The 25,880-nt window shown below is 65.4% G+C and carries 20 protein-coding genes and 2 pseudogenes; 9 read left to right on the top strand and 13 right to left on the bottom strand.

Annotated elements, in window-relative coordinates:
* Entirely contained in the window at positions 1–816 is an 816-nt protein-coding gene (locus tag QC826_RS29370) for a hypothetical protein (RefSeq protein WP_279763565.1), read from the top strand.
* Here the strand turns inward: QC826_RS29370 and QC826_RS29365 are convergent, their stop codons facing one another.
* The 3 genes and pseudogenes from QC826_RS29365 to glmS form a co-directional block, all read right to left on the bottom strand.
* Positions 817–1,881, bottom strand: a complete 1,065-nt coding sequence (locus QC826_RS29365) for an ImmA/IrrE family metallo-endopeptidase (RefSeq protein WP_279763564.1) — start codon at positions 1,879–1,881, stop codon at positions 817–819. It abuts the gene before it with no gap.
* Positions 1,874–2,200 carry a hypothetical protein gene (locus QC826_RS29360; RefSeq protein ID WP_279763563.1) on the bottom strand — a complete coding sequence of 109 codons (327 nt, stop codon included), beginning with the start codon at positions 2,198–2,200 and terminating at the stop codon, positions 1,874–1,876. The genes QC826_RS29365 and QC826_RS29360 overlap by 8 nt, the downstream gene beginning before the upstream one ends.
* 1,197 nt (positions 2,201–3,397) lie before the next feature.
* Positions 3,398–5,226: pseudogene (glmS, locus tag QC826_RS29355) on the bottom strand (glutamine--fructose-6-phosphate transaminase (isomerizing)).
* A gap of 162 nt (positions 5,227–5,388) precedes the next feature.
* Here glmS and QC826_RS29350 point away from each other — a divergent pair.
* Positions 5,389–5,862 (top strand): Lrp/AsnC family transcriptional regulator, encoded by a 474-nt coding sequence (locus tag QC826_RS29350; RefSeq protein WP_279763562.1) that lies wholly within the window; start codon positions 5,389–5,391, stop codon positions 5,860–5,862.
* A 206-nt stretch (positions 5,863–6,068) separates the two neighbouring features.
* On the opposite strand, the gene QC826_RS29345 is transcribed toward QC826_RS29350, so the two are convergent.
* The 7 genes from QC826_RS29345 to glmU all read right to left on the bottom strand — a co-directional run bounded on the left by QC826_RS29345 (position 6,069) and on the right by glmU (position 14,860).
* Entirely contained in the window at positions 6,069–6,410 is a 342-nt protein-coding gene (locus QC826_RS29345; protein ID WP_279763561.1) for a DUF3325 domain-containing protein, read from the bottom strand.
* Positions 6,410–8,191, bottom strand: a complete 1,782-nt coding sequence (locus tag QC826_RS29340; RefSeq protein ID WP_279763560.1) for a PepSY-associated TM helix domain-containing protein — start codon at positions 8,189–8,191, stop codon at positions 6,410–6,412. Before QC826_RS29340 ends, QC826_RS29345 begins: the two co-directional genes overlap by 1 nt.
* Entirely contained in the window at positions 8,188–8,463 is a 276-nt protein-coding gene (locus QC826_RS29335) for an iron transporter (RefSeq protein WP_279763559.1), read from the bottom strand. The genes QC826_RS29340 and QC826_RS29335 overlap by 4 nt, the downstream gene beginning before the upstream one ends.
* Positions 8,464–8,609: 146 nt before the next feature.
* A complete protein-coding gene (locus tag QC826_RS29330; protein ID WP_279763558.1) occupies positions 8,610–11,090 on the bottom strand; it encodes a TonB-dependent siderophore receptor in 2,481 nt (826 codons plus the stop codon).
* 317 nt (positions 11,091–11,407) lie between these two features.
* Positions 11,408–12,421 carry a DUF4880 domain-containing protein gene (locus QC826_RS29325; protein WP_279763557.1) on the bottom strand — a complete coding sequence of 338 codons (1,014 nt, stop codon included), beginning with the start codon at positions 12,419–12,421 and terminating at the stop codon, positions 11,408–11,410.
* Entirely contained in the window at positions 12,418–12,936 is a 519-nt protein-coding gene (locus tag QC826_RS29320) for a sigma-70 family RNA polymerase sigma factor (RefSeq protein ID WP_279763556.1), read from the bottom strand. The genes QC826_RS29325 and QC826_RS29320 overlap by 4 nt, the downstream gene beginning before the upstream one ends.
* Before the next feature lie 559 nt (positions 12,937–13,495).
* Positions 13,496–14,860 (bottom strand): bifunctional UDP-N-acetylglucosamine diphosphorylase/glucosamine-1-phosphate N-acetyltransferase GlmU, encoded by a 1,365-nt coding sequence (glmU, locus tag QC826_RS29315; RefSeq protein ID WP_279763555.1) that lies wholly within the window; start codon positions 14,858–14,860, stop codon positions 13,496–13,498.
* Between the two features lie 26 nt (positions 14,861–14,886).
* On the opposite strand from glmU, the gene QC826_RS29310 reads away from it, so the two are divergent.
* The 5 genes from QC826_RS29310 to QC826_RS29290 all read left to right on the top strand — a co-directional run bounded on the left by QC826_RS29310 (position 14,887) and on the right by QC826_RS29290 (position 18,230).
* Positions 14,887–15,783 carry a DUF6279 family lipoprotein gene (locus QC826_RS29310; RefSeq protein WP_279763554.1) on the top strand — a complete coding sequence of 299 codons (897 nt, stop codon included), beginning with the start codon at positions 14,887–14,889 and terminating at the stop codon, positions 15,781–15,783.
* A gap of 98 nt (positions 15,784–15,881) precedes the next feature.
* Complete coding sequence (rsmD, locus tag QC826_RS29305; protein ID WP_279763553.1) at positions 15,882–16,547, top strand: 16S rRNA (guanine(966)-N(2))-methyltransferase RsmD; 666 nt, start codon at positions 15,882–15,884, stop codon at positions 16,545–16,547.
* Between the two features lie 112 nt (positions 16,548–16,659).
* Entirely contained in the window at positions 16,660–17,151 is a 492-nt protein-coding gene (coaD, locus tag QC826_RS29300; protein WP_093385850.1) for a pantetheine-phosphate adenylyltransferase, read from the top strand.
* Positions 17,152–17,163: 12 nt separating this feature from the next.
* Positions 17,164–17,418 (top strand): YfhL family 4Fe-4S dicluster ferredoxin, encoded by a 255-nt coding sequence (locus tag QC826_RS29295; protein ID WP_279763551.1) that lies wholly within the window; start codon positions 17,164–17,166, stop codon positions 17,416–17,418.
* Between the two features lie 212 nt (positions 17,419–17,630).
* Positions 17,631–18,230, top strand: a complete 600-nt coding sequence (locus QC826_RS29290) for a chalcone isomerase family protein (protein WP_279763550.1) — start codon at positions 17,631–17,633, stop codon at positions 18,228–18,230.
* 48 nt (positions 18,231–18,278) lie between these two features.
* On the opposite strand, the gene QC826_RS29285 is transcribed toward QC826_RS29290, so the two are convergent.
* Complete coding sequence (locus QC826_RS29285) at positions 18,279–18,572, bottom strand: hypothetical protein (protein WP_227457935.1); 294 nt, start codon at positions 18,570–18,572, stop codon at positions 18,279–18,281.
* Between the two features lie 177 nt (positions 18,573–18,749).
* Here QC826_RS29285 and QC826_RS29280 point away from each other — a divergent pair, with 177 nt between their 5' ends.
* On the top strand, positions 18,750–19,721 hold the full coding sequence (locus QC826_RS29280; protein ID WP_093385842.1) for a LysR family transcriptional regulator: 972 nt from the start codon (positions 18,750–18,752) through the stop codon (positions 19,719–19,721).
* A 12-nt stretch (positions 19,722–19,733) separates the two neighbouring features.
* Here QC826_RS29280 and QC826_RS29275 read toward each other — a convergent pair whose 3' ends face one another.
* Positions 19,734–21,287 (bottom strand): methyl-accepting chemotaxis protein, encoded by a 1,554-nt coding sequence (locus tag QC826_RS29275; protein ID WP_279763549.1) that lies wholly within the window; start codon positions 21,285–21,287, stop codon positions 19,734–19,736.
* 178 nt (positions 21,288–21,465) lie between these two features.
* Positions 21,466–21,921: an Lrp/AsnC ligand binding domain-containing protein gene (locus tag QC826_RS29270; RefSeq protein ID WP_008443393.1), complete on the bottom strand. Its 456-nt coding sequence runs from the start codon at positions 21,919–21,921 to the stop codon at positions 21,466–21,468.
* Between the two features lie 220 nt (positions 21,922–22,141).
* Between QC826_RS29270 and putA the strand changes: the two are divergent.
* Positions 22,142–25,803 (top strand): annotated as a pseudogene (gene putA, locus QC826_RS29265) (trifunctional transcriptional regulator/proline dehydrogenase/L-glutamate gamma-semialdehyde dehydrogenase).
* The last annotated feature ends 77 nt before the right edge of the window (positions 25,804–25,880 follow it).

The raw sequence follows: 25,880 nt of genomic DNA, 5'->3' as shown, positions 1-25,880 counted from the left end.
GTGAACCGCATCGAACTTTTCCGGCAATTGATCAGTGCGCTTGAGACTTCGAACGCATCACAATTGTCAGTTATTCCTTGGGCTTGTCCAGTGCCCTATTTTGGTAATTTAGACACCGCAAAAATCGCTACAGTTGGCCTCAATCCAAGTAATCGCGAGTTTGTCAATGAGGTGGGTGAGGAGCTCACTGGCCATAGCCGTCGCTTTCCAACACTAGCCTCATTAGGACTCAAGGGCTGGAAAGATGCAACCGACGAGCAACTGGAAGCAATAGACAATTCCTGCTCAAAATACTTTTTCGGCAATCCCTACGATGGCTGGTTCAAAGCCTTGGATAAACTGATTATCGGGTCAAACTGTTCATTCTATGGAATGTTCGCTGAAGCATGTCACTTGGACTTGTGTTCTTATGCCACAACGACCAAATGGGGAGAACTTTCTACTGCATACAAGCAGGAGCTTCTTAACTTAGGAGGAGATTTCCTAGGGCAGCTAATTGCCAATTCGGAGATAAAGACGTTGGTGCTAAATGGTCAAGCAGTTATTCGAACATTTGAATTACTTTGCCAAATTAAATTAACCGCACAACCCATGGACGAATGGACGTTACCACGCTCACAAGGACCAGGTGTTGTAGGAATTTCATATTTTGGAAAACTGAACCAAATCGGAACAATGAAACTTAATCGAGAAATTTTGATATTAGGTTATAGCCATAATATTCAAAGTAGTTTTGGTGTCACGAGCAAGGTCCGAGATTCTATCGGATCGTGGATCTCTTCAACTACAAAGCGTGAACTGGCGTTCGCAGAATAATTAATCAATCCACTGGTATCTTTTCTTGAGATGGTTAAGTTGAGCAAATGTTAGCCAACCTCTATGCTGCATTTGACCAACGACTACACCTGGTGCAATTCCAATATCCTTTGCGAATCGCATCACTGCTCTTGCATTAGCCCCTAAGGCTCTCAAGGTTTTCAAGCTATCTTTTGGAATAAGAGTCGATGTCGCAAATTCATTAGCCTCATGCTCTTCATTGCCTGTAGGGTCGCCATTGCCCTCAACAAACATTTTATCTTCACTGTGTAATATCAAATGGCCAATTTCATGAAAAACCGTGAACCAGAATTGGTCGTCCGATAAATATCGGAAGCTTAAAAGTACAATGGGCTGACCTTCACTAAAGAAAGTTGCACCATGGGCTTTACATCCCTTAGGGGGGCGAATAATGACTACTCGTACACCACATTCGTTTAAGATCTCTTGAATTTTTGAAATGAACTCTTTGGGCTCAGAAGTTCGAGTTAAGTTTCTTAACTCGGGCAAGCGCGCAGTCAACTCGCGCTTGTTCCATTTACGACAAGCCTGTTTCCGTGCTTCCAGTTCCCCTTTGCGCAGCCATGCCAGAATAGCTCCGTCAGAGGATGCAAATTTGGATGTATCACGGAATGCAGCCAATCCTTTAGCATTGGAGTATTTTCTTTCCCATTCTTGAGTAGTGCTGACCCCAAAAAAAGCTAAACATGCATGGACTTGGGATAATTGCTCAGTCGTCGACGGAAGCCATCCCATACGAGTCATTTCAGGGATAGGGAATAAAGTCGCCCAGCTCTTTGCAACTTCGACGCGAGCTACTGAAGCCCTATATTGGGCTTCACGCGCTAACCAGAAGCTCGAAGATCCACCGATTATCTTGGCCAGCCTCACAGCAACGTCCTCATCGATTTCGAGGTCACCTGCAAATAAGCGCTCTAGATCATGAGAAGTCGTACGAAGCGATCCCGACAAGTCCCGGGCCGTTACCCCTTTTCTGTCCATCAGTGCAAGAACGGTTGTCCCTGGTGGAACTGCCCAGTCGGGCATAAAACTAGTGTTAGTCATCGATTCTCTCCAAGCTGACTATTTTTACGCGCTTGACCCGTGACCAGTCTATTTGATCGCTATCATCCAGTGGCGGCTTAGTGTGGGCCTGTTCGACAATCAGCGCCATGCTACTCAACGGGATACACAATTCCCAGTCATCGGCAGAAACACTTACCTCGAAAAAAAGGTCAAGATACTCTGCGACATCGTGCGCTGCTGCTAAGTCAGCCAAGCGCTGCAGCAATGCAAATGAGTCGTGCTGGCCAACGGCTTCGATGGCAATTTGCACGTTCAGACAAAGGTCGCGAATATCCAGCGTATCGAAAGAAAGTTCCAAGCTTCTGATTGGTGAGTGAGATTAATACAATAATAATGCAATTTTGATGATTTTGTAATTAAATAGTTGATCTTTAAGAAAACTATGTATTGGCGTGGCTTGCTAACCCTTATTCACATAAGGGCTTCTACTTCTTCGTCCATCGCCACTGAATCGTATGAACCGCCAACACCGGGGACACACTGATTGTAATGTTTGGGGGCAAGACATCATCGCCAGTCGCGCTTAGCCAGGCCACGCACCGACCAAGACCAAGTTTTCTGGCTTTCACCGATCTGCATTTTTTTGCGAGCGTAAGGCAGATTTCAGTCACAAGACAAGGGATTTGAGATCCACGTGCGGTGATCGCGAGATACGTGCAACTCTCTGATGGGTGCTCTGCCACGCAGAGCGGACTGCTGCCAATAACGTTATTCTTAGATCAACCATCACGTCTACTGCGAGGTTCAGCGTCCGTTCAACTCACGGCTGAGTTACCCCATAACACAAGAGCAACGACCAGTCTTAGCTCTCCATTATAGCCGCTGTTCACCTGCACGCCGAATTGACCATATCCGATTGACCCGGCTTGCGCCGCCTAGCGACGCCGCCATGCCGGTCCCTCGTAACCTTGCTCCTCCAGACCCTAGGGGATCTGCTTCAAATCGCATCATGGCTAGCGCAACTTGACCCTATCGGCCTTGAGCCACTCCGATAACTGGACAGAGTATTTGACCAGTGCGACGGATGGCCGCGCCACCGAATGACTTGCTGCGGCTGGCTGCCTCGAGCGCGGACTTGCTGGCAATGCCCGTGCCGTCAATGCCGGCTCCGCTGCTGCGGCGCTTCTACCGCGAGCAAGCGGGCCAGTAGCGCCGGATTGACCATCACGGCCGCATACAGTGCGCTGCGGTCTTATACGCCGCCGCCAGCTGCAGTCTGGGCCCGGCCGTCGACTCCGATCTGGCATTTTGCAGGCAGCCGCGGTGGATAAGGTCTAACATTTTTTATCTCCCTCTACCGTTCATGAATCTATGGTCGGCGTGCCTCGCCAATGACAAAGCCCATGTGGCCAAATCATGGCACACATGGGCTGCTACATCGGTAAAAAGTCTCGACACCAACTTGTGTCAAACTTTATTGTGTTGTGTCAGACTTTATTGTTTTGTGTCCGACTTCATTGCTCGTCCACACGTCCGTGATGGCCGGCAGCCGTGCTTACTCCACCGTCACCGACTTCGCCAAATTGCGCGGCTTGTCCACATCCGTGCCGCGCGCCAGCGCCGAGTGGTAGGCCAGCAGCTGCAGCGACACCACGTGCAAAATCGGCGACAGCAGGCCGTAGTGCTCCGGCAGGCGGATCACGTGCACGCCCTCGCCCGAGGTGATGCGCGAGTCGACGTCGGCGAACACGTACAGCTGGCCGCCGCGCGCGCGCACCTCCTGCATGTTCGACTTCAGCTTCTCGATCAGGCTGTCGTTCGGCGCGATGGTGACGACCGGCATCTCCTCGGTGACCAGGGCCAGCGGGCCGTGCTTCAGTTCGCCGGCGGGGTAGGCCTCGGCGTGGATGTAGGAGATCTCCTTGAGCTTGAGCGCGCCTTCCAGCGCGATCGGGTAGTGCATGCCACGGCCGAGGAAGAGCGCGTTTTCCTTGCGGGCGAAGTCGTCGGCCCAGGCGATGATCTGCGGCTCCAACGCCAGCACGGCGGCGATGGCCACGGGCAGGTGGCGCATCGCCTTCAGGTGGGCAGCCTCCTCCTCGTCCGTCAGGCGGCCGTTGACCTGGGCCAGCGTCAGCGTCAGCAGGAACAGCGCGGCCAGCTGGGTGGTGAAGGCCTTGGTCGAGGCGACGCCGACCTCGACGCCGGCGCGGGTGATGTAGGACAGCTTGCACTCGCGCACCATGGCGCTGGTCGCCACGTTGCAGATGGTCAGCGTGTGCTCCATGCCCAGGCCGCGCGCGTGCTTCAGCGCGGCCAGCGTGTCGGCCGTCTCGCCGCTCTGCGAAATGGTCACCACCAGGGTGTTCGGGTGCGGCACGCTGTCGCGGTAGCGGTATTCGCTGGCGATCTCGACGTTGACGGGGATCTTGGCCACCGACTCGATCCAGTACTTGGCCGTCAGGCCGGCGTAGTAGCTGGTGCCGCAGGCCAGGATCAGCACGCGGTCGATCTGCTTGAACACGGCGTAGGCGCCGTCGCCGAACAGCTCGGGCATGATGCCGGTGACGCCTTCGAGCGTGTCGCCGATGACGCGCGGCTGCTCGAAGATCTCCTTCTGCATGTAGTGGCGGTAGGGGCCAGCTCGGCGGCGCCGGTGTGGGCGTGCACGGTCTTGACCTCGCGCTCGACCGGCTTGCCGTCGACGTCGACGATCCAGACGCGGTTCAGCTGCAGGTCGACCACGTCGCCCTCCTCCAGGTAGACGATCTGGTCGGTGGTGCCGGCCAGCGCCATGGCGTCGGAGGCGACGAAGTTCTCGCCCTTGCCCAGGCCGACGATCAGCGGCGAGCCCTGGCGCGCGGCCACCACGCGGTGCGGCTCCTCGCGGCTGAACACGGCGATGGCGTAGGCGCCGTGCAGGCGCTTGACGGCCTGCTGCACGGTGTCGAACAGGTCGCCGTTGTACATGTGGTCGACCAGGTGGGCGATCACCTCGGTGTCGGTCTGGCTCTGGAACACGTAGCCGAGGGCGCTCAGTTCGGCGCGCAGCTCGTCGTGGTTCTCGATGATGCCGTTGTGCACCAGGCCGATGCGGGCCTGCTCGGTGCTCGGCGAAAAGTGCGGGTGGGCGTTGTGGGTGGCCGGCGCGCCGTGCGTGGCCCAGCGGGTGTGGGCGATGCCGGTGAAACCTTCCAGGCCGGTCTCGCGCATCTGCTGCTCGAGGTCGGCCACGCGCGAGGTGCTGCGCGAGCGCTGCAGCTTGCCGTCGACGTGCAGGGCGACGCCGCAGGAGTCATAGCCGCGGTATTCGAGACGCTTCAGGCCTTCCAGCAGGATGGGGGTGATGTTGCGTTGCGCTACCGCGCCGACGATGCCGCACATAGGAGCCTCTTGGTTGATTTGTTAAGTAATGCAGGCATCGTAGTGCAGAGGCTGTGAAATATGCTTTCATAATTCATGTATATTTGAAAGAATATTTCACCATTCAACATCAATGAAATATTATTTCATTTTATCGAATTATTTTTACGAATCCACCACACTATGAGCACTAGCACCCCGCCACTGGACGATATTGATCGTCGCATCCTGAACGCGCTGCAACTTGACGCCTCGCAAACCAACGGCGAGCTGGCGCTGGCCGTCCACGTTTCCGCGCCGACCTGCCTGCGCCGCGTCAAGCAGCTGACCGCCAGCGGGGTGATCGAGCGCCAGGTGGCCATCGTCGCGCCGGAGAAGGTGGGGGCGCGGCTCAGCGCCATCGTCGAGATCACGCTGGACGTGCAGGCGGCCGAGCGCATGAGCGAGTTCGAGCAGCACGTGGCGGCCGAGGCAGCCGTGCTGCAATGCTACCGCGTGGCGCCGGGGCCGGACTTCGTGCTGATCGTCCAGGTGGTCGACATGCCGGCCTACCACGCGCTGGCGCACCGGCTGTTCGCCACGCAGACCAATGTGCGCAACGTCAAAGCCTACTTCTCCACCTTCCGCAGCAAGTTCGAGACGCGCATCGCGGTGTAATGGCGCCGCGCAGGAAAAGTTATACAGGCTTCCCCCCAGGCTATCCCGTGTTTATACAGCGCTTACCCACGGCTTACCCAGCGCTTTTCCACCAACTTATCCATGGGCTTATCCCCGGCATTTCCCCAGCTTTTGCACGGGCTTATACCGGGGTTATGAAACGCCTTCCCACAGACTTGCTCACAGGCTTATCCACAGGCCTGAAATCAGGCAAAGCCAGCAGCCATCAGGCCTGCCAGCCCGCCAACCAGCGCCAGCAGGGCCGCCGCGCGCGGCGCATAGGGCAGCAAACCGATGAACAGGAATGCGCCCGCCGTCAAACAGCCCAGCCACGCGGTGATGCCGGCACCGACGCCCCAATACTGGATGCAGGGCAGCAGCGCCAGCAGCAGCAGGGCGGCGCCCGCCGCGCGCAGGAGCATGCCTCGCCGGGGCGGACAATCGGCGCCGCGCAGTTGGCGGTGGTGGCGGTCCAGCGCCAGCGCCAGGCCGCTCATGCCGGCGTAGCAAAGGCCGAGACCGGCGATGATGGTGAACCAGAGCGCCATCACGCCCCCGCCTTTCCGGCCGCCGTGGCCGCCGTGGCCGCCGCCAGCGCGGCGCGCGCGCGCAAGCGCCGCAGCGCCAGCAGGAACAACCCGCCGAAGGCCAGCGAGGTCAGCTCGACGCCGGCGCGCTGCCAGTCGCCGCGCAGCAGGTAGGAAACCAGCTGGTCGCCGGTGCTGATCCAGTTCAGCAGCGGCAGGGCCAAGCACAGGGCCGCCGCCGCCAGCAGTTGCTGAGTCCAGCCGCGCGGGCCGGGTTGCCAGGCGGCGTGCAGCAGCGTCAGCAGCCAGACGCCGAAGAAGGCCGCCACCTCCCACTCGTGGCGCTCGACCAGGTCGAGCGGCAGCAGGCGGTTGGCCCACAGGAAGCCGATGCAGGCCACGGCCAGCCCGCTGATCGAGGCGATGTTGAGCGTCTCGATCAGGCGGTAGACGCGCGGCGTGGCGGCGCCGAACTCGCGCTGCGACTTGTGCCGCCGCTTGAGCATGAACAGGATGGCGCCGCTGGCCATCATCGCCGTGCCGGCCAGGCCGGAGACGAAGTACAGCCAGCGCACGGCGGCGTCGGCGAAGTGCAGGCGGTGCAGCTCGTCCATGCCGAACATGGCGCTGCGGGCGACGCCGTCCGGCGCCTGGTGGGCCGGGCGCACCGAGCGCTGCGCGCCGGTGACGCCGTCGTACTCGATCATGCCGCGCGTGCTGAACAGCTTGCCGCGCTGGGTGGCCGGGCTGACCTCGCCGTAGACCTCGACCGTCATCGCGGCGTCGCCGGGATGGTGCACCACCAGCGCGAAGGTCGGCGTGTTCATCGCCGTCTCGGCGGCGCGCACCAGCGGCGCCAACGCGGTCAGCACGCCGGGCTTGCCGCTGGCCGGGCGGCCGGACGGCGAGTCGCTTTCGACGATGGACTTGGCGGCGCCGTCGCCGCGCAGCAGCGGCGCCAGCTTCACCGCCGGCATGTAGGTCGGCCAGCTGATCGCCAGGCCGCTGTAGACGATCATGAACAGGAAGGGCAGGGTCAACACGCCGAGCGCGTTGTGGGCGTCGAGCCAGGAGCGCTGGCCCTTGCCGGGGCGGAAGGTGAAGAAGTCCTGGAAGATGCGCTTGTGCGTGATGACGCCGGAGATCAGCGCCACCAGCATCGCCACCGAGGCGGCGCCGACGATCCACAGGCCGGCGCGGCCGGCGTGCAGCTCGTGGTGGAACTCGACGAAGTGGTTGCCGCCCAGGGTGTCGCGGCCGGTGCCCCGCGCGGTGGGCAGCTCGGCGCCGGTGGCCACGGACAGGCGCGCCTCGGCGTAGCGGTCGTGCTGGTCCATCCAGTAGACCATCATGCTGTCTTGGCCGGGGCGCGGCCACATCTCCCACAGGCGGCTGTCCGGCGCGCGCTGGCGCAGGAAGCGCAGGCCGTGCTCGATGGCGGCGCCCGGCTCGGTGGGCACCGCCACCGGCTGGGCCGACAGCGGCGGCAGCTCCGGCTTCATCCAGCGCGTCAGCGGGTCGACGAACACGCTCAGCGTGCCGGTCAAAAAGATGGCGTAGGCCAGCCAACAGAACCACAGGCCGCCCCAGGTGTGCAGCCAGGCCATGCGCTGGCGCAGGCCGGGCCGGGCCGGCGCGGACTTGGTGTCGGCCTTGGTGCCGGACTTGGTGCCGGACTTGGCGGCGAACTCGGCCTTGGCCTCGGCCACGGCGGGGTCTGCCAGCGCGCCGGCGGCCACGACCACGGCCTTGGCCTCGGACGTCGGCTGCGGCGCGCCAGGCGCCTTGGCGGCGGCCGTCATGCGGCACCGCCGGGCAGCGCCAGCAGCAGCAGGCCGGGCAGGCCCAGCAGCGCGGTGGCCAGCAGCATGCCGCCCCAGGCGCGTGCCGCGCTGCCGGTGGCGAAGGCCCAGACGATCGCCAGCGCGTACAGCGCCAGGCCGACCAGGGCGCCGGCCAGCATGGCGTCGCCGCCGGGCTTGCCGCCGCCGGCGCTCAGCGCCGTCACCAGCAGGGCGCCGGCCGAGGCCAGCAGGTAGCCGCCGCCCAGGCCGGCGACGGTGCGCGACAGCACCGGATGGGGCCGCCGCAACCAGCCGGCCCGCCCGTTCCCGTTCCCGTTCCCGTTCCCGTTCCCGTTCCCGTGCCGGTGCGCGTGCTCATCCGCATGCGGATGCCGGGGCGGATGTTCGTGCTTGTGCGATGCGCTCATGGCCGCCCTCAGAACTTGCTGCGCAGCGACAGCGAGATGTTGCGCGGCTCGCCCCACAACACGCTGTCGTAGAAGCCGACGTTGCGGTAGTACTTCTTGTCGAACAGGTTGGCGGCGTTGAGCTGGACGTTGAGGCGCGGGTGGATGTCGTAGGACGCCATCAGGTTCACCAGCGCGTAGCCGGCTTGGTTCAGCCGTGCCACGGGCGCGTCCTTCGGCGCGGTCGGCCGGCCGTACCAGGACTCGCCGTAGATGGCGCTCTGCGCGGTGATGCCGCCGCCCACCTTCAGGCCCGGCAGCAGGCGGCCCAGCGCGTAGGAGGTGGACAGGCGCAGCAGCTGGCGCGGCTGGGTGGTGACGGCGCGCCGGCCGTCGGCCTCGGCGGCGTCGAGCAAGGTCAGGCCGGCGTTGACGTTCCAGTCCGGCGTGACTTGGCCGGACAGGTCGAACTCGACGCCGCGCACGGTGATGCCGGCGCCGTTGGCCACCTGGGCCAGGCCGCCGTCGGGCAGGGTGAAGCCCTGCGGCACGCTCTTGTCGATCTCGGCCAGGTTCTTCTTCAGCGTGCGGAACAGCGCGGCCGAGGCGTTCAGCCTGCCGTCGTAGAACTCGCCCTTGATGCCCAGCTCGGCGTTGGTGCCGCTCTCCGGCTTGAGGAAGCGGTTGTCCTTGTCGCGCGCCGTCTGCGGGTTGAACAGCGTGGTGTAGCTGGCGTAGGCCGACCACTTCTCGCCCAGGTCGTAGACCACGCCGACATACGGCGTCGTCTCGTTCTTGCTCTCTGCGAAGCCGCTGCCGCCGGTGCGCGCGCCGGCGCCGTTGTAGGCCTCGGTCTCGGTGCGGTAGTTGCTCAGGCGCGCGCCGAGGATCAACGTCAGCGGCTCGGCGAGGCTGAAGCGGCCGGCCAGATAGCCGCCGCCCAGCCGGGTGGTGGTCTCGTCGCGGCTGCCGTCGGGCGTAAAGGTGGGGCGGGGGATGTTGCCGCTCCAGTGGCGGTAGTCGGCGATCTCGTCGGGGTAGCTGTGCTGCGCCTCGCCGCCGTAGGAGTTGCTCACCTGGCGGCTGCCGTTCCAGCCGGCGATCAGGGTGTGGCGCCGGCCCAGCAGCGAGAACGGGCCGGTGGCGTACAGGTCGGCGTTGTCGCTGACCGACTTGCCCTCGCCCCAGACGCCGCTCCACAAGCGCATGCCCCGGCCGGTGGCCGGATCGGGGTAGCCGGCGCCGCCGTTGACGACGGTGGTGTTGTTGCGGCTGTCGTTGCGGGCGTAGCCCAGGTGCAGCTTCCAGCCGTTTTCCAGGCGCTGCTCCACCGAGCCGAACAGGGTGTGCTGGCGGTTGGCCCAGCTGCTCCACGGCGCCGTCAAGCTGAAGTTGCGCGGCATGTTGGCCAGGCTGCCGTCGGCGTTCCAGTAGGGCACCGCACCCCAGGTGGAGCCGTTCGGCGTGTTGCGCTGGAAGTCGACGCCGGCCGTCAGCAGGGTGCGCGCGCCGAGGTCGGCCTCGACGATGACCATGCCGACGGTCTTGCGCTCGTGGTACATGTCGATGAAGGAGTCGCGGTCCGAGTAGGCCAGGGCGGTGCGGCCGCGCACGCTGGCGTCGGCGTTCAGCGGCACCGACAGGTCGAGCTCGGCGCGGCGGTCGTTCCAGCGGCCCAGCACCAGGCCGGCGCCGCCCTGCAGGCTGCGGCCGGGGCGCTTGCGCACCATGTTGATGGCGGCCGAGGGGTCGCCGGTGCCGCCCATCAGGCCGGTGGCGCCGCGCACCACCTCGATGCGGTCGTACAGCACGGTGTCCGACAGCGGCGCGTTGGCGCCCTGCGGCATGCCGTCGACCTGGACGTTGTTGATGTCGAAGCCGCGCGCGTAGAACTTGGTGCGCTCGCTGTCCATCTGGCCGACCATCACCCCGGTGGTCTGCGCCAGCGCGTCGTCGAGGCGGCGCAGGCCCATGTCGTCCATGCGGGCGCGGGTGATCACGCTGACCGACTGCGGCGTGTCGCGGATCGACAGGTCCATCCGCAGCGCCGTCTTCATCGCGCCGCTGGTGTAGGAGCCGCTGCCCTCGGTGCCGCCGCCCAGGCCCTGGCCGGTCACGGTGACCTGGGCCATGGTCGCCTCGGCGGCGGCGGCGGCGGCGGCCTGCCTGGCGGCGGCGGGCGCGGCGACGGCCTTGCGCAGCACATACACGTCGGCGTCGCCGCCGCGCGGCAGCGCCTCCAAGCCGCTGCCCTCGAGCAGGCGGGCGAAGCCCTCGGCCACGCCGAACTGGCCCTGCAGGCCGCGCGTGCTCAGGCCGGCCGTCAGCGCCGGGTCGGAGGCGAAGGTGACGCCGGCGCTGCCGGCGAACAGCGACAGGGCCGGGCTCAGCGGGCCGGCGGCGATATGGTAGCTCTTGTTGGCGGCGGCGGCGGGCGCGGCGGCCAGCACGGCCACGGTGCCGGCCAGCGCCAGCGTCAGTCGGGAGAGAACGGGGTGGGGATATGCCATGACGGGGTCTTTCTGCAAAATGGTGACGATGGGTGTAAGTGCTGCTCCTGTCTTGTATGACCGGCGAGATTGGCAAAGGGGACATCGCCAGCGCAATCTTTTTGCTGGCGCTGGTATGCGGAGCCACCGCCAGCCGCCAGCCGGGGTCCTGGCCCGGCTCCGATGGATGCGCCGAGCCAGGGTCAGACCCTAGGGTCTGACCCTAGATTTTCTGCAAGCGGGGTCAGTGCCGACAAATGGACAAATGTTGCTGGCCCGACTGGCGCACTACTTGAGCTCGTGTCCGAATGTCGGCACTGACCCCGGGGCTTCGGGGCTTAGGCCGGGCCGACCGTGACCCAGTAGCGGGTGTGGCGGGCGATGCGCAAGGGCAGCGTGGCGGCCAGCGCCTGCAGGATCTTGTCGGTGTCGCGCAGCTGGAAGGCGCCGGACACGCGCAGGCCGGCCACCGCCGGATCGCAGCGCAGCAGGCCGGGCCGGTAGCGCGCCAGCTCGGCGAGGAAGTCGGCCAGCGGCATCTGTTCGGCGTACAGCACGCCGTCGGCCCAGGAGCCGGCGCCGGGCGCCAGCGCCTCGATGTCGCCGCTCAGGCCGTTGGCGTCGAAGCGGGCCTGTTGGCCGGCGGCCAGTGTCAGCGGCGCCGTCCCCGGCCCGGCGGCGGACGGCCTGAGCCGCACCGTGCCCCGCAGCACCGCCACGCTGCCGTGCGCCGCCCGCCGGCCGCGCGCCTCGTGCTGGCGCAACACCAGGCGGGCGTCGAACAGCTCCAGCACGCCGTGCGCGCACTCGAGCAGGAAGGGGCGGGCGGCGCGCTCCGCCGCCGTTTGCAGCAGGAGCTCGCCGGCGCGCAGCAGCAGCCGGCGCGCAGCGCCGTCGAAGCGCACGTCGAGCGCGCTGGCGGTGTTGAGCACCACGCTGCTGCCGTCGGCCAGCGTCAGGCTGCGCCGCTCGCCGCTGGCGGTGCGCACGTCGGCGCTCCACTCGTCCCACGGCGCGGCGCGCCAGGCGGCCCAGCCCAGCGGCGCGGCGCCGACCAGCAGCGCCAGCGTCTTGATGGCGTTGCGCCGCTGCGTGCTGTCGGCGCGGCGCAGCGTCGGCAGGGCGACGGCGGCCGGCACCAGGCCGAGCTTGTGCGCCACCAGCTCGGCGCGGCGCCAGGCCCGCTCGTGCTCGGGATCGCTCTGCCGCCAGACGTCGCAGCGGCGCTGCTCGGCCGCCGTCAGCGCGCCGGCGTGCAGGCGGCTCAGCCATTGCGCCGCCTCCCTGGCCGCGCGCGCACTGAGCGGCGCGCCGGCGCCGGCCGGCGGCGGCTCCGTCGCCGGCCGGCTCATGCGTCCGCCACCAGCAGGATGCACCGCTCGAACGCCGCCGCCATGTAGCGCTTGACGGTGCGCTCGCTCACCTCCAGCCGCTCGGCGATGGCGGCGTAGCCCAGTCCCTCCAGCTGCGACAGCAGGAAGGCCTCGCGCGCCTTGTGCGCCAGGCCGTCGAGCATGCGGTCGATCTCGTGCAGGGTCTCCAGCATCAGCAGGCGCGCCTCCGGCGACGGCGTGTGCGCCGGCGGCAGCTGGGCCAGCACGTCCAGATAGGCCCGCTCCAACGCTTGGCGCTGCACGTGGTTGATCAGCAGGCGGCGCGCCACCGTGGTGAGGTAGGCGCGCGGCTCCTGCGGCGCCAGCCGTTTGTGCTCGGGCTGGCAGAGGATGCGCAGGAAGGTGTCCTGCGCCAGGTCGAAAGCCTGGTCGGCGCCGTTGAGCTTGCGGCGCAACCATCCCACCAGCCAGCCGTGGTGGTCCACGTACATGCTGTTGAAGTCGTTGCGGAAGGCGAGTTCTTGGACGGACACGGCTGGCGGCTTATTGAATGAGAATTATTCTCAATTATAACAAACTTGCAAACGCGCGGGAACTATTGCGCTGGTTGGCGGCACCGCCGCGCAAGCACGCCAGTTTCGCTTGCTGGCAACTTATCCAAGCCTTATTCAGGCACTTTACGCAGGGTTTTCCACATGTTTATGCACAGGCGGCAAAGTAGGGCGAGCAGCAAAAGGCACTTATCCTCCACTTGCGCACGGCTTATCCGCGTCTTATTCCATGGCTTATGCACAGAGTTGTTCACAATCAGCGGTTTTCGAGTTGGATGAGACGCCATGTCCACGTCGGCCGGATGTGGACAAGCGCCGATTTTCGCCCTAGGCAAACTTATGCAAGGCTTGCCCCCTGCTTTTTCACCACTTACCCACAGACTTACTCACAAGCAAAATAGATAGCATGGCTGTGCGAAAAAGTTATCCTGCGCTTATACCCGGCTTGTTCGCCGGTTTTTCCACATGTTTATCCACAATTGAAAACGGCGCCCGAAGGCGCCGTGGCGGTCGCTGGCGGCCGTGGCCGCCATACAGTCTGTTACTTCTTCACCTTGACCGGACGGGTCCAGCCCTCGATGCTGACTTGGCGCGAACGCGAGATGGTCAGCTGGCCGGCCGGCGCGTCCTTCGACAGGGTGGTGCCGGCGCCCAGGGTGGCGCCCTTGCCGACGGTGACCGGGGCGATCAGTTGGCTGTCGCTGCCGATGAAGGCGTCGTCCTCGATCACGGTGCGGAACTTGTTGGCGCCGTCGTAGTTGCAGGTGATGGTGCCGGCGCCGATGTTGACGCGCGAGCCGACGGTGGCGTCGCCCACGTAGGCCAGGTGGTTGGCCTTGCTGTGCGCGGCGATCTGACTGTTCTTGATCTCGACGAAGTTGCCGATGTGAACGTCCTCGGCCAGCTCGGTGCCCGGACGCAGGCGCGCGTAGGGGCCGATGATCGAGGCGGCGCCGACCACCGCCTCTTCGATATGGCAGAACGGTTTGATGGTGACGCCGGCGCCGATGCGCGCGTTGACCAGCACGTTGTGGGCGCCGACGCTGACGCCGTCGGCCAGCTCGACGCGGCCCTCGAAGACGCAGCCGACGTCGATGCTGACATCGCGCCCGCAGATCAGCTCGCCGCGCACGTCGATGCGCGCCGGGTCGAGCAGGGTGACGCCCTGTTCCAGCAGGCGGCGGGCGATGTTGCCCTGGTGGATGCGCTCGAGCTCGGCCAGTTGCACCTTGCTGTTGACGCCGGCCACCTCCCACTGCGCCGAGGGCTGCGCCGAAACCACCGCCACGCCGTCGGCGACGGCCATGGCGACGATGTCGGTCAGGTAGAACTCGCCCTGGGCGTTGTTGTTCTGCAGCGCGCCGAGCCACTGCTTCAGGCGCGCGGTGGGGACCACCATGATGCCGCTGTTGATCTCGCGGATGGCGCGCTCGGCCTCGTTGGCGTCCTTCTGCTCGACGATGCGGACGATCTTGCCGTCGGCGCGGACGATGCGGCCCAGGCCGAAGGGATCGTCCTGCTCGACCGTCAGGATGGCCAGCCGGTCCGTGCCGGCGGCGGCCACCAGCGCCTGCAGCGAGGCGGCGCTGGTCAGCGGCACGTCGCCGTACAGGATCAGGGTCGGCACGTTCTCGTCGAGTTCGGGCAGCGCCTGCTGCACGGCGTGGCCGGTGCCCAGCTGCGGTTCCTGCAGGGCGGCGGCGATGGTTTCCGGCCGGCGCGCCAGCAGGTCGAGCACGGCGGCGCCGCCATGTCCGTAAATCACGCATAATCGGCTCGGCGACAGGCTCTGCGCGGTGTCGATCACGTGCGACAACAGCGGCTTGCCCGCCAACGGATGTAACACTTTCGGCAGCGCCGATTGCATGCGTTTGCCCATGCCGGCGGCGAGGATGACAACATTCATGGTCGAGAGTTCACTAAGTTGAGGATATGACAAAGTCTAACATGCAGCAGGGCTGGTTCCACCGCGCATTGCGCTATCTGCTGCTGGCCGGACTGCTGGCGCTGGCCGGCTGCAGCTCCCTGCGGCTGGTCTACAACCACGGCGACACCGTGCTGTACTGGTGGCTCGACGCCTATGTCGACTTCAACACCGAGCAAAAATCCTGGGTCAAGAAGGACATCGACAACTTGTTCTCCTGGCACCGCAAGACCCAGTTGCACGATTATGCGCAGGTGTTGCAAAACGCCCAACGCCAGCTGCAGGGCAATCCCGGCCCGGCCGAGCTGATGGCCGACTACAAGGACGTCAAAAGCCGCACCCAGCTGCTGCTGTTCAAGGCCGAGCCCGAGCTGGCCGAGCTGGCGCGTTCGCTGCGGCCCGAGCAGATCGCCAAGCTGGAGAAGAAGTTCAACGCCAACAACGAGGAGTTCCGCAAGAAGAACATGAAGGGCGACCGCGAGCGCCAGCAAAAGTTCCGCTTTCAAAAATCGATGGAGCAGTTCGAGCTGTGGTTCGGCAACTTCAGCCGCGAGCAGGAGGAGCAGATCCGCAAGGCCTCGGACGCGCGTCCGCTCGACAACGAGATCTGGCTCGACGAGCGCATGCGGCGGCAAAGGAACATCCTCGCCCTGGTGCAAAAAATCCAGCGCGACAAGCCCGGCAAGGAGGCGGCGATGGCGCAGATCCACGGCCTGATCCTCGACGGCTTCGAGCGCCTCGAGCATTCCGAGCGCAGGGCCTTCTTCGACGCCGCCACCGAGGCCAACATCCAGCTGGTGCTGGCGGTGCTGCGCCTGGCCACGCCGGCGCAGAAGGCGCACGCCAACAAGCGCATGCAGGGCTGGATCGACGACTTCAACACCCTGGCGGCGGAGGCGCGCTAAGGTCCGGGGCGTCGCCGGGGCCGGCCGGCCGGGCGGCGGTCCAGCGCCAGCAAGCCCATATGCTATAGTGGCCGCCAACGAATCAATGACTTAGCCACATGCAAAAGAAGCCCGCCAAAGCCGCAAAAACCCCCGTCCACGGTCCCCAACACAGCAACCAGGTGCGCATCATCGGCGGCACATGGAAGCGCACGCCGCTGCCGGTGCTGGCCGCGCTCGGCCTGCGGCCGACGCCGGACCGGGTGCGCGAGACCGTCTTCAACTGGATCAACCACCTGCGCAACGCCAACTGGGTCGAGGCCCAGGTGCTCGACCTGTTCGCCGGCAGCGGCGCGCTCGGCTTCGAGGCGGCCAGCCGCGGCGCCAAGTCGGTGCTGATGGTCGACAGCCACAGTCCGGTGGTGCGCCAGCTCGAGCTGATCCAGGAAAAACTCAAGGCCGACACGGTGCAGATCGTCCGTGGCGACGCCTTCGCCGTGGCCCAGTCGGCCGCCGCGCGCAGCCAGCGCTTCGACCTGATCTTCCTCGACCCGCCCTACCAGCAGGACTTCCTCAGCCGCATTTTGCCGCTGTGCGCCCCGCTGCTCAAGGAGGGCGGCCTGGTCTACGCCGAGTCCGGCGTGCCCCTGCCGCTCGACACGGACACCGGCGCCGAGGCCGACGCGGCGCGGCCGGACTGGCTGGCGCCGTGGGAAGTGATCCGCGCCGACAAGGCCGGCATGGTCCACTTCCACCTGCTCAGGTACAAGGGCGCGGCGGCTTGAATTCTCGATAACGGCCCGCAAAACCACGGAAAACTGCCCCAAATTTAGGCAATGCCCGGTGTTTCAGGCATAATGCGCGTTCTATATTGGTGCATCATCTGTAGGAGTCGCAATGGTTGTAGCCGTTTATCCAGGAACATTCGATCCGCTCACCCGCGGTCATGAAGATTTGGTGCGCCGCGCGTCCGGCCTGTTCGACACGCTGGTGGTCGGCGTGGCCGACAGCAAGAACAAGCAGCCCTTCTTCTCGCTCGACGAACGGCTGACCATCGCCAACGAGGTGCTGGGCCACTATCCGAACGTCAAGGTGCAGAGCTTCTCCGGCCTGCTGAAGGACTTCGTGCGCGAGCACGACGCCCGCGTCATCGTGCGCGGCCTGCGCGCCGTGTCCGACTTCGAATACGAGTTCCAGATGGCGGGCATGAACCGCTACCTGCTGCCGGACGTCGAAACGCTGTTCCTGACGCCGTCCGACCAGTACCAATTCATCTCCGGCACCATCGTGCGCGAGATCGCCATGCTGGGCGGCGACGTGTCCAAGTTTGTTTTCCCATCGGTCGACCGTTGGCTGCAGAAAAAGATCGCAGCCAACCAGGCCCTGTAAGCGAGTATTGCCATGGCATTAATGATTACCGACGACTGCATCAATTGCGACGTGTGCGAGCCCGAGTGCCCGAACGACGCGATCTACATGGGCGCCGAGATTTACGAGATCGACCCGGACAAATGCACCGAGTGCGTTGGCCACTTCAACGAGCCGCAGTGCCAGCAGGTCTGCCCGGTCAGCTGCATCCCCTTCAATCCGGCCTGGCGCGAGAGCGAGCCGGAACTGCGCGCCAAGTTCGAGCACCTGCAAGCCGCCAAGCCCTAATCCCAGTCCCATCCGTACCGGCGCGGGCGCCACGGGGTCATCCTGTGGCGCCCGCCTGCGTTTTCATCCCGCCCGGCAATAAAATAGCATGACCGTGCTGATTTTTTCGCCGCCGGCCCGCCCGCGTCCACTTGCCAATGGTATATTCGACCGACGCGTGCATCGCCGGCCGGGTGCGTGCCAGCCAACTTAACACTATCCCTGGAGACAAAATGACCATGAATCGCAGAACCACCCTGAAAAGCCTGCTGGCGACCGCCGTCCTGGCCACCGGCTTTTGCCTGCCGGTGCACGCCGCCACCGAGGTCGCCGGCGTCAAGTTCGACGACAGCATCAGCCTGGCCGGCAAGGAGCTCAAGCTGAACGGCGCCGGCGTGCGCACCAAGGTGTTCTTCAAGGTCTACGCGCTGGGCCTGTACCTGGCGGAGAAAAAGACCAGCGTGGCCGAGATCCTGCCGCTGGCCGGCCCGCGCCGCGTCTCCATCACCGTGCTGCGCGAGCTGAGCTCGGAACAGTTCGGCGAAGCCTTCATGAGCGGCCTGAACGCCAACACCGACAAGGCCGAGCGCAGCAAGCTGCTGCCGCAGACGATGAAGTTCGGCGAGATGTTCGCCCAGTTTCCGAGCTTGAAGAAGGGTGATGTGTTGACGGTGGACTGGATCCCCGGCGAGGGCACGCAATGCCATTTGAACGGCAAGAAGATCGGCGAGCTGCTGCCCGATGTGGCCTTCTACAACGCGATCCTGCGCATCTGGCTGGGCGACAAGCCCGCCGACAGCTCGCTCAAGCCACAGTTGCTTGGCGAAAAGTAATTTGCTGCACCGCGGCAGCGGCCTTGCGCCGCCGCCGCGACTAGGACATCAGGCGCGCGAGGCCAGCGCGCGCAATTCGGCCGCGTGGCTGGGCGAGCCGTCCATCGCGTTCAGCATACGGCTGAGCATCATCGCGTCGCGCATCTGGCGGCGCTGCAACTGCTCTTCCTTGCTCAGTTTCGGCTTGACGACCAGCAGCAGCGCGCGGCCTATGCCGCGCAGCAGCGGTTTGAACAACACCAGCAGGGCGGCCGCCAGGGCCAGGCCGAAGACCAGCTGGACGGCGCCCAGCCAGGAGAAATCCAGGGCGGCGGCTTGCAAATAGGAGATGAAGGTAGACATGATGTTCCGGTGCATTTAGAATCAAGTGTAACTATAGTGCAGCGCAACATAACTATCCAATTTCATTTCCCGATAACAATTATATGAATGGTGAATGAAACCGGCCTGTTCGGGGTATTCCCCGAATATCCGGCCATCCTCTACACTGTTGCCATTCATTAACTACCCTGAGCCGCCATGAGCTTTTTGACGCTGGACTTGAACTTGCTGCGCGTCTTCGACGCCGTGATGACGGAGCAAAACCTGACACGCGCGGCCGGCCATTTGGCCATGACCCAGCCGGCCGTCTCCAACGCCATCAAGCGCCTGCGCGAAAGCCTGGGCGACGAGTTGCTGATCCGCACCGCCTACGGCGTCAAGCCGACCCCGCGCGCCGAGGCGCTGTGGCCGTCGGTGCGCAGCGCGCTGGCCAGCCTGGAGGCGGCGGTGGCGCCGGAGACCTTCGACGTCTCCAAGGCCCACGCCACCTTCCGCATGGCCATGGCCGACGCCACCGCCGCCTTCTGGCTGCCCTCGCTGATGCGCTCGATCGAGCGCGAGGCGCCCGGCGTCAACGTGCGCATGGTGCCGCTGACCACGCGCGAGCCGCGCCCCATGCTGCTGCGCGGCGACATCGACCTGGCGGTCGGCTTCTTCCCCGGCGTGGCGGCCCAGCTGTCCTACGAGACCGGCTCGCCGATCCGCCACGAGCGCCTGTATTCCGGCCACTACGTGTGCGTGATGCGGCGCGACCATCCGCTGTCCAAGCTCGACCTGACGCTGGACAACTATTGCGCCGCCAACCACCTGCTGGTGAGCTTCTCCGGCCGCGCCCACGGCCTGGTCGACGAGGCGCTGGCGCAGATCCAGCGCGAGCGCCGCATCCTGCTGACGGTCAACCAGTTCTTCACCGCCGGGCGGGTGGTCGCCAACTCCGACCTGATCACCGTGCTGCCGCGCCACCTGATCGCCTCGACCGGCATGACCGACGCGCTGATCTCCAAGGAGCTGCCGTTCACCCTGCCGGCGGTGCACCTGGACATGCTGTGGCACGAGCGCGACGCGCGCAGCCCGGCGCACAAATGGCTGCGCCTGAACCTGGAGGGCATGAACAACGCCGCCACCCAGCGCATGGCGCCCGGCACCAGCCCGCGCAGCGACACCTACTAAAAGCTCCCGGGGTCAGTGCGCCGCGCTGGAGCGGTAGCCGATGCGGAAGCCGCCCCAGTGGCGGCCGTCGACGTAGATCGGCGCCGACAGGTCGTGCATCACCTCGCCCGTGTCGCGCTTGTAGGTCTGCAACAGGAAGGGCTTGGTGTTGGCGCCGCAGCGCGAACCGGTGCGGTCGTTGAAGATGCGCTTGGTGCGGTTGTTGACGAAGTCGACGGCGTAGTCGCCGGTCAGCGGCTGGGAAAACTTCTTGTTGTGCGTCGGGAAATAGCCGTTGTTGTCCACCGCGCCGGCGTAGGCCAGTTGCGGCATGCTCAACAACAGCCCCTCCTGCAGGTCCGGCAGCACGCGGTCGGTGAAGGCGTCGAAGCTGCTGCTGTGCTTGGGCGGATCGGTGTCGGGGATGGGCGTGTAGCGGCGCTCGAACAGGGCGTCGCGCGAAATCTTGCCGCTGGCGATGGCCGCCGAGAAGATCCGCCCCACCTCGCGCGCCGCCTGCTGGGCGGCGCGGCGGATCTCGTCGTGCGCCGTCGCCACCTCGGACTCGCCCAGCGCCGCCGTGATCGCCTCGGCCCGCTCGGCCAGCGCCATCGCCGACTTCGCCGCCCGCGGCAGCTCGGCGTCGGTGGCCAGCATGCTGTCGCGGATGCGGCCGATGGCGGCGGCGATGCGCTGGCTGGTCTCGACCTGCTCGCGCGAGGCGTGGGCGATCTGGCCGATCTCCTCCTCGGAGACGCCGGAGGAGCGCTCGATGTTGCCCAGCAAGCCATGCACCGTCTCGACATTGCCGGCGGCGGCGCTGACCTCGGCCGCCAACGCGCTCATGCCGCTGGCCGCCCGTTCCGACTGCTCGTTGATCTCCCGCACCATCGAGGTGATCTCGTCGGCCGCCTCCTTGGTGCGCATGGCCAGTTGGCGCACCTCGCCGGCGACGACGGCGAAGCCACGGCCGTGCTCGCCGGCGCGCGCCGCCTCGATGGCGGCGTTCAGCGCCAGCAGGTTGGTGCGCGCGGAAATTTCGGTGATGGCCTGGGTGAAGCCGCTGATGCGGCGCGATTTGTCCTGCAGCCCGGCCATCACGCCGGCCGCCGTCTGCGCCTCCTGGCGCGCGCCGACGATGCGCCGCAAGCCCTCGCTGGCCTCGGTGCGGCCCTGCACGGTTTCGCTGCGCACCTGCGCCGCCACGCCGGCGGCGCGCTCGGCGTTGGCCGCCATGTTCTCGGTGGTGCGGGCGTTGCGTTCGGAGCCGGCGGCGATCGCGCTGGCGGTCTTGACGTCCTGCTCGATCTTCTTCTTGACCGAGTCGACGAAGTAGGAGGTTTCGGCGGCGCCGATCATGATGGCGTCGATGCCGTCGCCCACCACGTGGGCGAACTGGCGCATGCCGGCGTCCTGCCGCTCGGCGCCGGCCAAACGGGCGACCAGGGCGGCGCCCAGCGCGGCCAGCAGGGCGTCGGCGACGGGACTGGCGAAGAGCAGGTGGGACAAGCCCGCCAGGGCGGCGCCGCCGGCGGTGGCGCCGGCGATCCAGCCGGCCTGGCGCAAGGTTTTTTGCCGCAATTGCATGGTGTGAGTCTCCCGGTGGTCGGCATGTTTGCCTGCTAGCCAGGTCTTCGCCTGGTCATCATGCATCATCCAAAACGCGGGTGGCGCCTAGTTGCACGTGGTTAGAACTATTCTATCGAACGGTTCCAACGTACAACAATTCACCGGGCAGCTCAATGCTTATTTTGGCCTATTGCAACTACTTGATTGGAAGTTTGGTGGTGTTCTTCACCTCTTCCATCACCGCGTAGGTGTGGGTTTCGCGTACCCCTTTTTGCAGCAGGGTTTTGCCCAGGAACTCGCGGTAGGCCGCCATGTCCTTGACGCGGGCCTTGACCAGGTAGTCGAAACCGCCGGCCACCATATGGCATTCCAGCACCTCGGGGATCACCTGCACGCTGTGCTTGAAGGCGTCGAACACCTCCGGCGTGGTGCGGTCGAGCACCACCTCGATGAACACCAGCAGCGACACGTCGAGCAACTGCGGGTTCAGCTGGGCCGTGTAGCCCATGATGTAACCGGATTCATGCAGCTTGCGCACCCGCTCCAGGCAGGCCGCCGGCGACAGGTTGACGCGCGCCGCCAGCTCGACGTTGCTGATGCGGCCGTCGCTCTGCAGTTCCATCAGAATTTTCTTACTGATCTTGTCCAGCATGCCTACACTCCCCCACAATATTATTTGGTTAAATTGTCGCACCAAAAACTATCTATTGCTAGTCCTCAGTAATACCAGAATTAATCCAGAAGAATCCGCTTTACAATCAAATCATCAGCAGTTCACAGTTTCACGCTCGCCAGCCACCGCATGCCGAGCGTGTTTTGCTATGTGGCCGCGACACGATTCCCCGACATTTTTCTTCAAAAAGAGCCACCCCATGCACCCAGCCGTTGCCCCGGTTTCGCCCCCTGTCCCCTTTGCCGCACTACAAGCCGAGGTTATGCGCGACCCCACCCCGCTGCGCGCCGCCATCACGGCGGCCTACCGCCGCGACGAGGCCGGCGCCGTGCAGTGCTTGCTGGGCCAGGTACAAAACAGCGGCCCCGACACACAACTGCAGGCGCAGCAACTGGCGCACAAATTAGTGTCGTCTGTACGCGACAAACGCACCCGCGCCTCGGGCGTCGACGCCCTGATGCACGAGTTTTCCCTGTCCTCGGAGGAGGGCGTGGCGCTGATGTGCCTGGCCGAAGCGCTGTTGCGCATCCCCGACAGCGCCACCGCCGACCGCCTGATCGCCGACAAGATCAGCAAGGGCGACTGGCGCAAGCACCTGGGCGAATCGCCCTCGCTGTTCGTCAACGCCGCCACCTGGGGCCTGCTGATCACCGGCAAGCTGGTCAGCACCAGCAGCGAGAACGGCCTCGGCTCGGCGCTCAGCAAGCTCATCACCAAGGGCGGCGAGCCGCTGATCCGCAAGGGCGTCGACCTGGCCATGCGCATGCTGGGCAACCAGTTCGTCACCGGCCAGACCATCGACGAGGCGATCAAGAACGGCCGCGACAACGAGGCGCGCGGCTACCGCTACTCCTACGACATGCTGGGCGAGGCGGCACTGACCGAGAGCGACGCCGCCTACTACTACGCCGCCTACGAGACGGCGATCCACGCCATCGGCAAGGCCTCGAACGGGCGCGGCATCAAGGACGGCCCCGGCATCTCGGTCAAGTTGTCGGCCCTGCACCCGCGCTACAGCCGCGCCCAGCGCGCCCGCGTGATGGCCGAGCTGCTGCCGCGCGTGCGCGCGCTGGTGCTGCTGGCCAAGCAGTACGACATCGGCCTGAACATCGACGCCGAGGAGGCCGACCGGCTCGAACTGTCGCTCGACCTGATGGAGGCGATGGCCTTCGACCCGGCGTTGGCCGGCTTCGAGGGCATCGGCTTCGTCGTCCAGGCCTACCAGAAGCGTTGCCCCTTCGTCATCGACTACCTGGTCGACCTGGCCAAGCGCAGCGGCCGCAAGTTCATGGTGCGCCTGGTCAAGGGCGCCTACTGGGACGCCGAGATCAAACGCGGCCAGGTCGACGGCATGAGCGGCTACCCGGTCTACACGCGCAAGGTCTACACCGACGTGTCCTACCTGGTCTGCGCGCAAAAGCTGCTGGCCGCCACCAGCGTGATCTACCCGCAGTTCGCCACCCACAACGCGCAGACCCTGTCGACCATCTACACCTGGGCCAAGCGCGACGGCGTCACCGACTACGAGTTCCAGTGCCTGCACGGCATGGGCGAGACCCTGTACGACCAGGTGGTCGGCAAGGACAAGCTGAACAAGGGCTGCCGCATCTACGCCCCGGTCGGCTCGCACGAGACGCTGCTGGCCTACCTGGTGCGCCGCCTGCTGGAAAACGGCGCCAACTCCTCCTTCGTCAACCAGATCGTCGACGAGAACATCGCCATCGAGACCCTGATCCAGGGCCCGCTGGAGCAGGCCCGCGCCCAGGGCGGCCAGCCGCACCCCGGCATCGCCCTGCCGCTGGACATGTTCGGCGCCGAGCGCAGGAACTCGGCCGGCATCGACCTGGCCAACGAGGACGTGCTGCGCGACATCTCCGCCGCGCTGGCCGCGCCGCGCGACTGGCGCGCCGCGCCGCTGCTGGCCGGCGAAGCGAGCACCGGCCAGCCGCTGCTGGACATCGTCAACCCGGCCCGCCACGACGACCTGGTCGGCCAGCTGGTCGAGGCCTCGGCCGCCGACGTGGAAACCGCGCTGGCCAGCGCCAGCCAGTTCGCCATGGACTGGCAGACCACCGAACCGGCGCTGCGCGCCGCCGCGCTGCAGCGCGCCGCCGACCTGTACGAGCAACACCAGCTGGAACTGATGGCGCTGGCCATCCGCGAGGCCGGCAAGTCGCTGCCCAACGCCATCGCCGAGATCCGCGAGGCGGTCGACTTCCTGCGCTACTACGCCGCCCAGGTGGCCGCCGCGCCGAACACGCTGGCGCTCGGCCCGGTCACCTGCATCAGCCCGTGGAACTTCCCGCTGGCCATCTTCACCGGCCAGGTCGCCGCCGCCCTGGCGGCCGGCAACGTGGTGCTGGCCAAGCCGGCCGAGCAAACCCCGCTGATCGCCCACCGCGCCGTCGAACTGCTGCACCAGGCCGGCGTGCCGCGCGCCGCGCTGCAATTGCTGCCCGGCCGTGGCGAGGTGGTCGGCGCCGGCCTGTGCAACGACGCCCGCGTCAAGGGCGTGATCTTCACCGGCTCGACCGAGGTGGCCCAGTTGATCAACCGCACCCTGGCCAAGCGCGCCGCCGTCGAGTCGGCCGAGATTCCGCTGATCGCCGAAACCGGCGGCCAAAACGCCATGATCGTCGACTCCTCGGCCCTGCCGGAACAGGTGGTGCAGGACGCCATCTCGTCCGCCTTCGACAGCGCCGGCCAGCGCTGCTCGGCCCTGCGCGTGCTGTTCCTGCAAGAAGAAATCGCCGACAAGACCATCAAAATGCTCAAGGGCGCGATGCTGGAACTGCGCGTCGGCAACCCGGACCGCCTGTCCACCGACATCGGCCCGGTGATCGACGCCGAGGCCCAGGGCAACTTGCTGGCCCACATCGAGCGCATGAAGAAAACCGCGCTGAACCACTTCTCGCTCGACCTGTCGCAGGGCGCCGACGCGCCGGCCGGCACCTTCGTGCCGCCGACCGTGCTGGAAATCCGTTCGCTGGAGGAATTGACGCAGGAGGTGTTCGGCCCGGTGCTGCACGTGATCCGCTACAAGCGCGCCGACCTGCCGAAACTGATAGAGCAAATCAACGCTAGCGGCTTCGGCCTGACCCTGGGCGTGCATTCGCGCATCGACGAGACCATCGACTTCATCAGCGGGCGCGCCCATGTCGGCAACATCTACGTCAACCGCAACATCGTCGGCGCCGTGGTCGGCGTGCAACCGTTCGGCGGCGAGGGCAAGTCCGGCACCGGCCCCAAAGCCGGCGGCCCGCTCTACCTGAAACGCCTGCAGCGCGGCGCGGTGGCGCAGGGCGAGCACGAGCGCAAGTCGACCCCGGGCCTGGACGCGCTGACGGTCTGGGCCAAGATGCACGGCCACGACCGCATCGTCAACCTGGCGCAACAATACTGCCGCACCAGCCTGCTGGGCAGCACCACGGTCTTGCCCGGCCCCACGGGCGAGCGCAACACCCTGAGCTTCCAGCCGCGCGGCACCGTGGTGTGCGCGGCGGCCAGCACCGGCGGCCTGCTGAACCAGCTGGCGGCGACCCTGGCCACCGGCAACTTCGCCGTCGTTCTGGGCGATTCGAGCGGCGTGCTGCCGAACGATTTGCCGGCGGCGGTGCTGGACCGCGTCCAGGTGATCGGTCAACTCGACGGTTTCCACGGTGAATTCCAGATCGCCCTGGTCGAATCGGCGCTGGGCAACGCCGTCCGGCCGCAACTGGCGGCCCGGGAAGGTTGGTGGCCTTGATCGACAGCAACGAGGATGCCCCCATCCCCCTGTGGCGTTTGGTCGCTGAGCGGGCCCTGTGCGTGAATACGACGGCAGCCGGCGGCAACGCCAGCCTGATGACCCTGGGCGTGTAGGGCTACCAGCGTTTTCGGCCGGACAAGGTTCCGGCCAACCCGTCGTCTCCTTTGGTTCTTCCCGGCAGCAATGCCGC

It is taken from the genome of Rugamonas sp. DEMB1 (genome assembly GCF_029834475.1).
Lineage (GTDB): Bacteria > Pseudomonadota > Gammaproteobacteria > Burkholderiales > Burkholderiaceae_D > Rugamonas > Rugamonas rubra.
This window is presented reverse-complemented; position numbering and strand designations above follow the sequence as displayed.